Raw genomic sequence first — 12,197 nt, 5'->3', positions numbered from 1 at the left:
GCAAATAAGTATAAGCGTTATTGCACGGGAATCCGGCGAATGCCCTGACGGCCATCAACGCCCAGGGCGATCTTGCCGTGTTTCAGGGCGAGGGCTTCGCGCCCGAAGACTTCAAACCGCCAGCCCTTCATCGGGGCGACATCGGCATCATCATCACGGGCGATGGCTTCCAGTTCATCCGGGTCGGCGATCAACCGCGCGGCCACTTCGTTTTCGGCGGCGACGATGCGCAGGAGAAGCTTCATCATCTCGACCACCGGGATCATCGACATGGGCAGCGGCTTTTTCTTCTCAATCACCGGAACCAGTTCCTTGGGCAAGGCAAGGCCCGCTTCAACCGCGTCCAAAATCGCTTTACCCAATTTGCCGCGCGCAACATCTTCGCCGATATTGCGGATATGTTTCAATTCATCCGGCGTGCGCGGTGCATGCACGGCCAGATCGGCCAGTGTTTCATCGCGCAGGATGCGCCCACGCGGCACGTTGCGGCGTTGGGCTTCGCGTTCGCGCCATGCGGAGACTTCTTTCAACACGGCCAATGATTTTGGCTTTTCGGTGCGCAGTTTAATGCGTTTCCATGCCGTGTCGGGCGGGTTGGTGTAGGTGGCGGGGTCGGTCAGGATGTTCATTTCCTCGTTGACCCAACTGGTGCGGTCGCGCTTTTTCAAATCGTTGTCCAGTTTGCGATACACATCGCGCAGCCAGGTCACGTCATCCAGTGCGTATTTAACTTGTTTGTCCGACAGTGGGCGGCGGGACCAATCGGTGAATTGCGCGCCCTTGTCCAGTTTCTGGTGGCAAATTTCCTGTACCAGATTCAAATATCCAATCTGGTCGCCAAAACCGCACACCATGGCGGCGACCTGTGTGTCGAACACCGGGGTCGGGATGGTTCCCATCATGTTGAAGAAAATTTCCAGATCCTGCCGCGCGGCGTGAAACACTTTCAACACGGCGCGGTTCATCATCAATTCATACAGCGGGGCCAAATCAATGCCCTCGGCCAACGGGTCGATGGCATAGGGTTGCCCGTCGGGGGACGCCACCTGAATCAGGCACAGAACCGGAAAGTATGTTTTGTCGCGCAGGAATTCCGTATCGATGCTGATAAACGGGTGCTGTGCCAATTCGTGGCACAGGGGGGTCAGGGCGTCCGTTGTCGTGATCATCGTCATGGCCCCGTTGTACCCCGTGCGGGGTTGATTTCACAAGGGGTTAAGCGGGGCTATTATTTTTTCATAATCCTGAAACTTGCTCAGGGCTTGGGTTCCGGGCGGAGCATCACCACATTGTCGCCGGGGGCTTTGGCCTGTTCAGCGCTTTGCACGGCCTCGTCCGGATTCCGGGCCTTCCAATCATCGATCAGGGCGAAGAGCAGGTTCAATTGGGAGGCGACGCTGGTGGTCACTTGTTCCCGGGCCATCACATGCATGATGTCGCCATGTTTTTGCAGGGCGGCCTTGCGAAACGCCCCGGCGCAATGGCTGTTGCTGAAGATATAGGCGCACAGCTCAAAGCTGATCTTGCTGCTTTGGCCGTACAGTTCCAGCACCCGCTGCTGCTCGTCCCGGGTTTCCGGGGTGGCGGTGCGCAAGGTCTGGGCCAGTGTCAGAATCTGGTCAATATCGTCGATAATCCGCTGGTGGACCTGTTGCGATGCGTCGTGGACCCCGGCGAACGGGGCGCAATCGGCCCGGATGACGCTCAGGCGCTCCTCCTGAATGTCCAGAAGCTGCTTAAATTTATCACTCAACATAACGCGATCCCTGTTTTTTATTATAAATGATTATGAATAACGATGCTTTTAGCCAAGAGGATAGGGTTTGTCACCCTATTTTTGATCCCGCCACCCCCCAAACGCCCATTGTTTCTTGAATTTCCGGGGGCTTAGGGCTATTGTCCGCCCCTGTATTTCTTCACTTTTGACGGGGTTTTATGACCATGCACGCCTATCGCACCCATAAATGCGGCCAACTGACGAAAAAGGATGAGGGCCAGACGGTGAAACTGTCCGGCTGGATCCATCGCAAACGCGACCATGGCGGCGTGCTGTTTATTGATTTGCGCGACACCACCGGACTGACCCAATGCGTGGTGGATCAGGACAGCCCGCAATTGCAGGAAATTGAAAAATGGCGTCCTGAATCCGTCATCACGATCGAAGGTCGTGTGAAGGCGCGCCACCCGGGTACCGAAAACGCCAAAATGACCACGGGCGATATCGAAGTGTATATCGACAAGGCCACGCTGCAATCCGCCGCCGACGTTCTGCCGTTGCAGGTCGCGGACGAAGACAGCGCGGGCGAGGATATTCGCCTGAAATACCGTTTCCTCGATCTGCGCCGTGAAGGGATGCACAGCCGTATCCGTCTGCGCAACAACGTGATTGCGTCCATGCGCCGCCGCATGTGGGATCAGGGCTTCCAGGAATTCAACACACCGATCCTGACCGCGTCGTCGCCGGAAGGGGCGCGTGACTATCTGGTGCCTTCACGCCTGCACCCGGGCAAATTTTACGCGTTGCCCCAAGCGCCGCAGCAGTTCAAGCAATTGTTGATGGTGTCCGGTTTCGATCGGTACTTCCAAATCGCGCCGTGCTTCCGTGACGAAGATGGCCGCGCCGACCGTCTGGCCGAATTTTATCAGCTCGACGTTGAAATGGCGTTCGTGACGCAGGAAGAAATTTTCGCCACCATGACTCCGGTCATTGACGGCGTGTTCAAGGATTTCGCCAACTGGACCGGCACCGATCACCGCGTTGAATGGTTGCCGAACCTGACCTATGCCGATGCCATGGCGAAATATGGTTCGGACAAGCCGGATCTGCGCAACCCGCTGATCATCTGCGATGTGACCGAAGTGTTCGCACGTGAAGATGTGACGTTCAATGCCTTCAAGGGCGTTCTGGCCAAGGGCGGCGTTGTTCGCGCCATCCGCGCACCGGGCGTTTCCGGTCAACCGCGCAGCTTCTTTGACAAGCTGAACGACTGGGCCCGTGGCGAAGGCGCTGTGGGTCTGGGCTATATCCAGATCGAAGGCGGCGAAGGCAAAGGCCCGATCGCGAAATTCGTGCCGAGCGAGGCGCTGGCCGTGTTGAAAAACATTGCCGGTCTGCAAGATGGCGATGCGATCTTCTTCGTTTGCGATATGCCAGAGAAGGCCGCGAAATTCGCGGGCAAGGCGCGTGACCGTATCTGTGACGATATGGGTGCCAATGGGTTGCAGGGGCGCGAGAAGGGCGTTTATAAATTCTGCTGGGTCGTCGATTTCCCGATGTACGAAATGGATGAAAAATCCGGCAAGGTTGATTTCTCGCACAACCCGTTCTCGATGCCGCAGGGCGGAATGGATTCGCTGGAACACAAAAACCCGCTGGATATCCTGGCCAACCAATATGATTGCGTGTGCAACGGGTTTGAACTGGCGTCGGGTGGTATCCGGAACCACAAGGCCGAGATCATGGAAAAGGCCTTCGCCATTGCCGGATACGGCAAGGACGTGCTGGAGAAGAAATTCGGCGGCATGCTGAACGCCTTCCGCTACGGCGCGCCGCCGCACGGTGGCTGTGCATTCGGGATTGACCGGATTGTCATGCTGCTGGCCAACGAACCAAACCTGCGCGAAGTCTATGCGTTTGTGATGAACGGTTCGTATGAAGACCAGATGATGCAAGCGCCAAGCGATCCGACCCCGGAACAAATGCGCGACCTGCATTTAAAGGTCGTGATGCCGGTGAAGGTTGAAACGGCGGAAAAGAAAACGGCGTAAAGAATAAAAACCCCGGTGAAAACCGGGGTTTTGTTTTTTAACCATGCCGTTCGTCATACCGGCGAAGGCCGGTATCCACACGATCCATCCAATGGATACCGGCCTTCGCCGGTATGACGAACTGCATTTGTGTTCATTCGTGTCCATCTGTGGTTTTCTAAAAAATTGACCCCCGGTGTGGATTCACGCACCGGGGGTATTCTTTTGCCGTTTTTACGGAAGGATGTTTATTGCACGTCCTTGATGGCGATTTTCTTCGTCTCCGGGCGTGCGGCTTTGTTGCGGCCAATGCTGACGGTCAGAACGCCGTCTTTCATCGTGGCCTCAACCGCATTCTCATCCGCGTCGTCGGGCAGTTGCAGCAGGCGTTTAAAACTGCCGTAACGGCGTTCGATGCGGTGGAATGTCTTACCTTCCGTCTCTGATTCAATCGCCTTCTGCCCCGTCAGGGTCAGCAGGCCATTCTCCAGCGTGATGTCCACATCTTTGCGGTCCACGCCGGGCAGGTCGGCGGCAATGATATAGGCGGCATCGGTTTCGCTGATGTCGATATTCAGCCCCAGCGTTCCGCCGGTCATTGCGGATGTGGGTGACACCGTGCGGTCAAACCCGTCGCTGAAAAAGCTGTCGAATAATTTGTCAACTTCGCGGCTGAATTCTTCCCATCCGCGTAAACCCGGATGATCGGAGGTCAGCGTTTTACGTTGAAACGGTACAAGATTTGAGAACGCCATTGGGGGCCTCCTACGTGTGTGTTTTTCCATTACTTTTTTACGCAGGCTGGAACGGGTCGCCAATTTTAACGAACCCCCACACGTTGTACGCGACTCGGCTGGCCTGCACGCCACCCGATGGAAGTGATCTAGGTGCATGCTAAAAAACGTCAAGCAGCACCACGGAGATGTTCCATGGATATCAATGTACGGGATGAAACTTACAGAAAAATTACGCCTTTTGGATCAGGGGCGTGGATGCTTCTTTGCGTGCTTATATTCGGCGTGGCGCAATTCCTGCTCCGCGGTCATGGCGGCATCGAATTCCGCATCCAGATCATGCGTTTTTGTATATTGCGAAAACGTGCCGCGCAAATTCAGATTGTTGCGCATAAAGCTAAATTTTTCGAATAAATTGTCCATCTGGTCGGTCGGGGCGGGCAGGTCCGCAAACCGTCTGTCCTGCACCGGGTCCTGCCAATACGCGTAGTCTTTGGCGCTCATCCGTTGCAGCAGCGGTTCAAACCCTTCGGTGCTGAACGCCGTGTTGATGTAATCGGTGATCATGTCCGCATTTTCACGCAGATTGTTCCACGCTTCCAGCCGCATGCCATCGCGGTCAGGCAGGATGGAGAACAGGCGGTCAATTGCCGGATGGAATAATTTCGTACCGCGTTTGATTTGCAGGCCCATGGTGTTCAAAATCACGGTGTGCGCAACCTGCGGGTTGCTGCTGCACAACGCATAATCGGCGGGCAGCAATCCGCAATAATCCGGCGCCAATAAATCCGCGTGAGAGCGCAGCAGATTTTTCACGGCCCGGTCAATCGTTCCGGCGTGCACCCGGCCTTGCGGTTCCAGTTGGATCAGATAATGCAGCGCCGTGATGCCCAGCGGGTTGAGCGGATGATCGGGCGACAGACCCTGTTGCATCAGCCCGCACATGGTGGTGTGGTCTTGTGTCTTGAGGGCTTTGTTCCATGCGGCGCAGACCATGTCTTCGTCCAGCAGGGGAAGCAAGGCGGGGTTAAAAGAGCTTGTCAGTGACAAACGGTCAGACATCGGCCATCCACTCCTGATCCGGGATCTCGCACATCCTGTTTTTCATATTTATGGTTTTAGGGCCAAAGCCGGGTAAAAGGCAAGGTTTTCCGAAAATTGTTAACTTTTGAGGGTGAAAAGAAGAGCCCGGCTTGCATGGGGGACGCAAGCCGGGCTGGGGGGATCGCCTGTTGCCCTTGGGGTTTGGGGTTGGGGTCAGGTGGGCAACGTTGGTGGCGACTGGAAAACCGTGGAATGGCGGGCGGGGTTAGGCCCCCAATATTCCCTGTGCATTCCTTCTTTTCCCCCTATCGGTTGGCCGGGTCCGGCACGGATGTGCTGCGGACCGGGTATGAAATGGAACGGCTGCGCGCGGCCTTGGTCTGGTACATGCGCGCATCGGCATCGCGGATGATCAGATCAATCTGGTCCCCGGCGCCGAAATTTTTCAAACCAACACTGGCGCGGATCGGGATGAGATCGCCATACCAGGCCAGCGACAGATTATTCAATCGCGCGGCAATGGTCTGGGCGCGGGCGGTGGCGTCATCGCGTGTGGTGTTGGACAGCAACAGGATAAATTCATCCCCACCCATGCGGGCGGCGGTATCCATGGCGCGGATTTCGTTCTGCAACGTGCGGCCCACCAGGCGCAGGCACGCATCACCCGCCAGATGGCCGTGTGTATCGTTGGTGGTTTTGAAATTATCCAGATCGATCATCACCAGCAAACCTCCGGCGGACTTGCCTCGGTTGCACAAATCCAGCTCGCGTTCAAAGGCTTCAAAGAAACCGCGGCGGTTTTTCAATCCGGTCAGATCATCGGCGGTGGCCAGATCTTCCAGCATGAAAATACGTTCCTGCTGGGCGCGGAGTTTGGATTCGGCTTGATCGATAATGCTGTTGGCATGGCGGAGCAGGGCGACCGTTGCACTCATCTTTCTCCACCATCCTTCGCGTTCCAGATTGTGGTTCTGGACCAGACTTGTGATGGCTTTGTGTTGTTGTTCGGCTTGATCCGGGTCTTGATGTCCGTTTCCGGTGGGCCGTGCGCGGGTCACGCTGTCACGGTACATGCGGTTGACCAATGTGGTCGAAATCGGATTGGCCCCATTATTGGTGACCAGATCTTGTTGCGTTGGATATGTGATGTCGGTTGTCATTGCTACGCATTCCCTTCCGTCGAATACACCCCTAATTACGAACCGGCGCCCCATTGTGTGGGTTGTGTGCCCGTTCGGTTTTAATATTGCGAAAGCTGTGCCAGTTTTTTATGGAATAAAATTCAGCATTTTCAATGGGGTATGGTTTTGGCTTTGGCGGGCGGGCGGGCGGAAGGGTGTCTTTTTCCCGGTCGATTATGGGCACTAGGCTTTTTTTGCCCGGTTGGTCCCCGTCGGCTTTTTCGGGTATGATGCCCCGTTGGTCGTTTTTATGAAGGGCGTATAGATAAAGCCGATGATGCGCATTTGGACACTCATTCTGTTGGGCAGCGTGGCTGTGGCGGGGCTGGCGGCGTATGGCGCCGTAACCTTCCTGCGCGACGTGCCGGATGCGCGCGTCTCGCTGGATGACCCGGTGATGGGTGGTAACGGCCGCGATGAAAAACCGGCGAAGCCCGCCAAAGCGCGCAAAAATCTGGCGCAGCTTTATAAAGATGAAATGGCCGCCATCGTCCCGCACAAGGCGATCTATAATATCGAGATGGTTGAGCGCCGCAGCGGGTCGCAAGTTCTGAACATCAGCGGCCAGATGTATTTCGAATTGAAAAAAACCTGTGACGCGTGGGTCAGCGATCATCGCTTCAACATGCTCTATGAATATGCCGATACGCCGCCCATGCGGATTACCAGCGATTTTTCGACGTATGAGCAATTGGACGGCGATACGTTTGATTTCACATCCCGCCGCCGCCGCGATGGCACCGTGTTCCAGGAATTGCGCGGCCGTGCATCGGTTGACTCCAAAGGGGGCAAGGCGGTGTTCAGCAAACCGGACGGGCTGGATTTCCGGTTGTCGCCCGATATATTATTCCCCATGGGCCACACGCTGGCCACGTTGAAGGCCGCGCGCGATGGCAAAACGTTCCTGACCCTGCCCATGTTTGATGGCAGTGATGAGGAAGGGCCGGTGGATGTCAGCGTTTTCGTCGGCAAGAAAATCAACGCACTGGATGAACGTAGTTTTGGCACAGCCGTTGATTCAACCTTGGTCAATACGCCGGCATGGCGGATGCATCTGGCGTTTTTCCCGCGCTCCAATCCGGAACCGCAATCGGATTACGAAATGGACGCGGTGTTCCACGACAATGGCATGATCAGCCATATGTATGTCACCTATGATGAATTTTCGGTGACGCAAAGCCTGGTGGCTTTGGAAAAGCTGCCCGTTGAGGATTGCGGGCAGGATGGAAACGGCAACGGCAATGGTGCGCGCACCAGCCCCGCGAAATAAAGATCCGCAATATGGTAAGTGCGCCATTTTCTTAACGGTTTGGCAATACCTTGGGCCCTATCTTTGGGCAGGGGAATCCTTCCAAAGACACCATCCGGGCGATTCGTCCATCCACGGTAAGCCTTTCTGAAAAGATTTGAGCGCGCATGACAAAAAAAGTCCTGATTGTTGAAGACAACGAACTGAACATGAAACTGTTCCGCGATTTGCTGGAAGCCCATGGCATTGCCACGGTCGACACCAAAAACGGGAACGAGGTTCTGGATCTGGCGCGTCGTGAAAAACCCGATTTGATTTTGATGGATATTCAGTTGCCGGAAGTGTCCGGGCTGGATGTCACACGCTGGCTGAAGGCGGATGCGGAATTGAAAGTGATTCCCGTGATCGCCGTAACGGCCTTCGCCATGAAGGGCGATGAACAGAAAATTCGCGAAGGCGGGTGCGAGGATTACATCTCGAAACCGATTTCCGTGATGCACTTTATTGAAACGATCCAGAAATATCTGGCTCCAAAAGCTGAATGATTGTGTGAATTGAACCATGTCTGCACGCGTTCTTGTCGTTGATGATATTTTGCCGAACGTAAAGCTTCTGGAAGCCAAGCTGTCCAGTGAGTATTACGACGTCCTGACCGCAACCAGCGGCGAGGAAGCGCTGAACCGCGTGGCACAGGACAGCCCGGATATCGTCCTTCTGGACGTGATGATGCCGGGCATGGACGGGTTCGAGGTGTGCAAGCGGATTAAATCCAACCCGGCCTCTGCCCATATCCCTGTTGTGATGGTAACCGCCCTGACCGATGCCGCCGAACGCATTCGCGGGCTGGAAGCCGGGGCCGATGATTTCCTGTCTAAACCCGTGAACGATGTGGCGCTGATGGCGCGCGTGCGGTCGCTGGTGCGGTTGAAGATGACCGTGGATGAATGGCGTGTGCGCGAAAATACCGCAACGCAACTGGGCGTGACCGATGACAATAAAACGGTCATGGATGAATCGTTCGAAAATGCCCGCGTTTTGCTGGTCGAAGATCAGAATTTCGAAACCGACAAAATCACCAAGACGTTCCAGGTCGATCAGGATCATGTCGTGTCCGTCACTGGCGGCATGGCCGCGATTGAAGAAACATCGAAATCCGACTTTGACCTGCTGATCGTCAGTTTGAATTTGAAATCCGAAGATGGCTTGCGCCTGTGCTCGCATTTGCGATCCAATGAACGTACACGGGCCATTCCGATTTTGATGGTGGCCACGGACGAAGATATGCAGCGCATTGCCCACGGGCTGGAAATCGGTGCGCATGATTATATTTTACGCCCGATTGACCGCAATGAATTGCTGGCCCGTGCGCGCACGCAAATTCGCCGCAAACGGTTCCAAGACCGCCTGCGCGCCAATTACGAAATCAGCCTGTCCATGGCGCTGACCGACTCTCTCACGGGGCTGTATAACCGCCGTTATCTCGAAGTTCATTTGCAGAAATTGCTCCAGAAGAACGAGCAGTCGAAGAAGACGCTCTGCGTTCTGATGATGGATATTGATAAATTTAAAGGCGTGAATGACACCTACGGCCACGGGGTGGGGGATGAGGTCTTGAAAACCTTTGCCTATCGCGTGAAGGACTCCCTGCGGTCCTTTGACTTGGTTGCCCGGATGGGTGGTGAAGAATTTGTGGTGATCCTGCCGGATGTGACGGATGACATGGCCCAGTTCGTGGCCGAACGTCTGCGCCGCTCCATCGGGGACAAGCCGTTTAATGTGAATATCCCCGCCGGGGCCTTAACCGTAACGACGTCGATCGGCGGGGCGATTATCCGGTCCGGTGATCATACGGTGCAAAGCGTTCTGGAGCGGGCGGATCGGTGCCTGTATGCGGCCAAAAGCGGTGGCCGGAACCTGACCATTTTCGAAGATATCGGCCCGCTGGACCCGGACAAGTTCCGCCAGGAAGCCCGGCAGATGATGGAATAATAAAAAGGGCGCCAATGGCGCCCTTTTTGAATCCATATGCAAATCCAAAACTATTTTTTGGACGGCGGCATTTTCTTCTGTTCGAACAGAACGTGTGCGCCTTTTTTACCGGTTTCCGGGTGAATGGCCCACGGATCGAACTTTTTCAGTTCGAGCTTCTTGCCTTGCGCTTTCGCGTTTTGTTTCGTGTAGTAACGGAAGCCCGTACCTGCGGAGCTTTCCATGCGCACTTTAACGGCGTTGCCTTTGCTTTTGGCCATTTTCTCGGTCCTTCAAGAACACTTACAATTTGAAATCAGGTCGTCATATTGCGGATTTCGCCCGGAAAGTCAACAAATGAAATGGAAAATATCGCGACTTTTCCGGGCCAAAACCCATAAAAAATCCGGGAAAGTCCCGGATTTCTTAAGGTTTTAGGGTTTTTCAGGCGGGGCTGACCCGTTTGGGGTCCGGCTTAGGGTTCCCGTTTCCGGCCCTTTTGGGCCATCGGCTGAACCGCGCCGCCCTTGGGGTAGCTGTACCCGTCCATGGCGATGGAGAAGGTCCCGGTCAGCGGGTTACAGGACACGATGCGCACCGGCACATTGTCGTTAATCCCGATCACGGTGCCCATATCGTCCACCAATTGGCGTTTCTTCATATTGATGCGGAAATCATCCGCCGGGACAAAGGATTTGTCGACGGTCAGTTTCAGCGGCGTGTTTTCAAACGCCAGAACCAGCGCGCCATCCTTTTTGATGTCTTTCAGCTTCGCCTGATGCACCGGACCTGTTTTGTGCAGGAAGGCGATGGCGTAGCGGTCGGTGGCGATGCGGTACACGGCATCGGCCTGGTTATCCAGCGCGTTGATGGCGGACGCCTGATTGAACATATCCTTCAACGGAATGTCCTTGGCCATGCCGCCTTCGCCCAGACCGAAAGCAGAGATCAAAGCGCGATGCACCTGCAAATCCGGATAACGGCGGATCGGCGAGGTGAAGTGGCAATATGTTTTCAATGCCAGACCAAAGTGGCCGGTTTCGTTGATCGCATATTCGCCGCGGTTAATCAGCTTCATCGCGGCGGAGCGGATTTTATCGTGTTTTGCGGCCATTGCCGGATCATCCAGCATTTTGTTGATGTCGGCCAATGTCCAGTCTTCGCTATTGCGTTTGGTGATGCCAGCGGCGGACAGCAGGGCTTTGGCTTTGACCAGCTGATCTTCGGCGGGCTCTTCGTGTACACGGGTCATGACCGGGTACTGGCCGTGGGCCAGCAAGTCACGGGCCACGACACAGTTGGCCAGGCACATCAATTCTTCGATCAGCTCGCGTGAGCCTTCACGGTTGTCGTCCTTGGTGAAGCCATTGACGAAACCATCCGCACCAATCGTGCTGGACATTTTGCCGAAGCTGAATTTCAGCTTGCCACGGTTGATGGAGCTTTGATTCAGCACTTCGTACACTTCGTGCAATGGCGGGATCAACGTGTGGGCTACGGCGGCGACGCCATTCAGGTTGCCACCCAGAAACTCATCCACGCCTTCATAGGTCAGGCGGGCGCGGGAGCGGATAATGGCGCGGCTGTAGGAGCTATCCAGAATATCGCCGTCCTTGTTCACGCGGATATGGGCGACCAGCGCATAGCGGTCGACATCCGGCTTCAGCGAGCACGCATGTTCAGACAATTCATTCGGCAGCATGTGAACGGCACGATCCGGCGGATAGACGGAGAAGCCGCGGGACAGGGCTTGAGTATCCAATGCGCTGCCGGGGCGGACATACCAGGCCACGTCGGCAATGGCGACATTGACCAGATACCCGCCAGCGTTATCGGCGGCGGTGTCGGCTTCGGCATGAACGGCATCATCGAAATCGCGTGATGTAATGCCGTCAATGGTCACGAACGGAATATGGGTCAGATCCTTGCGCACGGCGGAGCTATCAACGGTTTTAACAACGGTTGTGGCCTCGGCAACGGCGGCGGTGTCATGTTGTTCTTTGATTTTAAAACTGCCCAGAACCGCCGTGGTGATGGTGGATGCTTTGAACGCATCGGGGTCGGTCGGGGTTTGGTCGTTGGTGGCGGCAATGCTGACCTTGATGGATTGCGCGGTCGGGGAAATGTTCCGGCCCTTTGGTGCGCTGCCGGTTGCATTGCTGTTCTTATTGTTACGCCCGTGGTGGTTATTATTGGTTTGTTTTTTCTTAGCCACGATGGATACGCTCCCTGTTCTAACTGGGTTTAGAGTGGTGCGAAGGGGAGCGGGCGTTC

Annotated in this window: 11 protein-coding genes; 4 read left to right on the top strand and 7 right to left on the bottom strand. The window is 55.4% G+C overall.

Going from position 1 to position 12,197, the window contains the following annotated elements:
• Positions 1–17: 17 nt before the first annotated feature.
• Positions 18–1,175: a ribonuclease D gene (gene rnd, locus ACSC94_RS07520; protein WP_435640228.1), complete on the bottom strand. Its 1,158-nt coding sequence runs from the start codon at positions 1,173–1,175 to the stop codon at positions 18–20.
• Between the two features lie 80 nt (positions 1,176–1,255).
• The gene (locus tag ACSC94_RS07515) at positions 1,256–1,756 is read right to left on the bottom strand and encodes a hypothetical protein (protein WP_435640227.1); all 501 of its coding nucleotides are present in this window, start codon (positions 1,754–1,756) and stop codon (positions 1,256–1,258) included.
• A 185-nt stretch (positions 1,757–1,941) separates the two neighbouring features.
• On the opposite strand from ACSC94_RS07515, the gene aspS reads away from it, so the two are divergent.
• Entirely contained in the window at positions 1,942–3,768 is a 1,827-nt protein-coding gene (gene aspS, locus ACSC94_RS07510) for an aspartate--tRNA ligase (RefSeq protein ID WP_435642161.1), read from the top strand.
• Positions 3,769–3,995: 227 nt separating this feature from the next.
• Here aspS and ACSC94_RS07505 read toward each other — a convergent pair whose 3' ends face one another.
• The 3 genes from ACSC94_RS07505 to ACSC94_RS07495 all read right to left on the bottom strand — a co-directional run bounded on the left by ACSC94_RS07505 (position 3,996) and on the right by ACSC94_RS07495 (position 6,685).
• Positions 3,996–4,502 carry an Hsp20/alpha crystallin family protein gene (locus ACSC94_RS07505; RefSeq protein WP_435640226.1) on the bottom strand — a complete coding sequence of 169 codons (507 nt, stop codon included), beginning with the start codon at positions 4,500–4,502 and terminating at the stop codon, positions 3,996–3,998.
• A gap of 225 nt (positions 4,503–4,727) precedes the next feature.
• Complete coding sequence (locus ACSC94_RS07500) at positions 4,728–5,543, bottom strand: hypothetical protein (protein ID WP_435640225.1); 816 nt, start codon at positions 5,541–5,543, stop codon at positions 4,728–4,730.
• 287 nt (positions 5,544–5,830) lie between these two features.
• Positions 5,831–6,685, bottom strand: a complete 855-nt coding sequence (locus ACSC94_RS07495) for a GGDEF domain-containing protein (protein ID WP_435640224.1) — start codon at positions 6,683–6,685, stop codon at positions 5,831–5,833.
• Positions 6,686–6,980: 295 nt separating this feature from the next.
• Between ACSC94_RS07495 and ACSC94_RS07490 the strand changes: the two genes are divergently transcribed.
• The 3 genes from ACSC94_RS07490 to ACSC94_RS07480 all read left to right on the top strand — a co-directional run bounded on the left by ACSC94_RS07490 (position 6,981) and on the right by ACSC94_RS07480 (position 9,944).
• Positions 6,981–7,976, top strand: coding sequence for a cell envelope integrity EipB family protein (locus ACSC94_RS07490; protein WP_435640223.1), 996 nt, complete (start codon positions 6,981–6,983; stop codon positions 7,974–7,976).
• 146 nt (positions 7,977–8,122) lie between these two features.
• A complete protein-coding gene (locus ACSC94_RS07485; protein WP_435640222.1) occupies positions 8,123–8,500 on the top strand; it encodes a response regulator in 378 nt (125 codons plus the stop codon).
• A 16-nt stretch (positions 8,501–8,516) separates the two neighbouring features.
• Entirely contained in the window at positions 8,517–9,944 is a 1,428-nt protein-coding gene (locus tag ACSC94_RS07480; RefSeq protein ID WP_435640221.1) for a PleD family two-component system response regulator, read from the top strand.
• Positions 9,945–9,994: 50 nt separating this feature from the next.
• On the opposite strand, the gene rpmG is transcribed toward ACSC94_RS07480, so the two are convergent.
• Entirely contained in the window at positions 9,995–10,204 is a 210-nt protein-coding gene (gene rpmG / locus ACSC94_RS07475) for a 50S ribosomal protein L33 (RefSeq protein ID WP_435640220.1), read from the bottom strand.
• Positions 10,205–10,398: 194 nt separating this feature from the next.
• Entirely contained in the window at positions 10,399–12,138 is a 1,740-nt protein-coding gene (locus tag ACSC94_RS07470; RefSeq protein WP_435640219.1) for an RNB domain-containing ribonuclease, read from the bottom strand.
• Between the last annotated feature and the right edge of the window lie 59 nt (positions 12,139–12,197).

This window comes from Micavibrio aeruginosavorus, assembly GCF_051245535.1.
Taxonomy (GTDB): domain Bacteria; phylum Pseudomonadota; class Alphaproteobacteria; order Micavibrionales; family Micavibrionaceae; genus Micavibrio; species Micavibrio aeruginosavorus_D.
Note: the sequence above shows the minus strand (reverse complement) of the source record. Positions and strands in the feature narration are given on the sequence as shown.

Bases quoted from the DNA above. Each gene is read 5' to 3' on its own strand.
- ACSC94_RS07495 (WP_435640224.1), bottom strand. From the start codon at position 6,685: ATGACAACCGACATCACATATCCAACGCAACAAGATCTGGTCACCAAT.
- ACSC94_RS07490 (WP_435640223.1), top strand. From the start codon at position 6,981: ATGATGCGCATTTGGACACTCATTCTGTTGGGCAGCGTGGCTGTGGCG.
- ACSC94_RS07505 (WP_435640226.1), bottom strand. From the start codon at position 4,502: ATGGCGTTCTCAAATCTTGTACCGTTTCAACGTAAAACGCTGACCTCC.
- rnd (WP_435640228.1), bottom strand. From the start codon at position 1,175: ATGACGATGATCACGACAACGGACGCCCTGACCCCCCTGTGCCACGAA.
- ACSC94_RS07515 (WP_435640227.1), bottom strand. From the start codon at position 1,756: ATGTTGAGTGATAAATTTAAGCAGCTTCTGGACATTCAGGAGGAGCGC.
- aspS (WP_435642161.1), top strand. From the start codon at position 1,942: ATGCACGCCTATCGCACCCATAAATGCGGCCAACTGACGAAAAAGGAT.
- ACSC94_RS07480 (WP_435640221.1), top strand. From the start codon at position 8,517: ATGTCTGCACGCGTTCTTGTCGTTGATGATATTTTGCCGAACGTAAAG.
- ACSC94_RS07500 (WP_435640225.1), bottom strand. From the start codon at position 5,543: ATGTCTGACCGTTTGTCACTGACAAGCTCTTTTAACCCCGCCTTGCTT.
- rpmG (WP_435640220.1), bottom strand. From the start codon at position 10,204: ATGGCCAAAAGCAAAGGCAACGCCGTTAAAGTGCGCATGGAAAGCTCC.
- ACSC94_RS07485 (WP_435640222.1), top strand. From the start codon at position 8,123: ATGACAAAAAAAGTCCTGATTGTTGAAGACAACGAACTGAACATGAAA.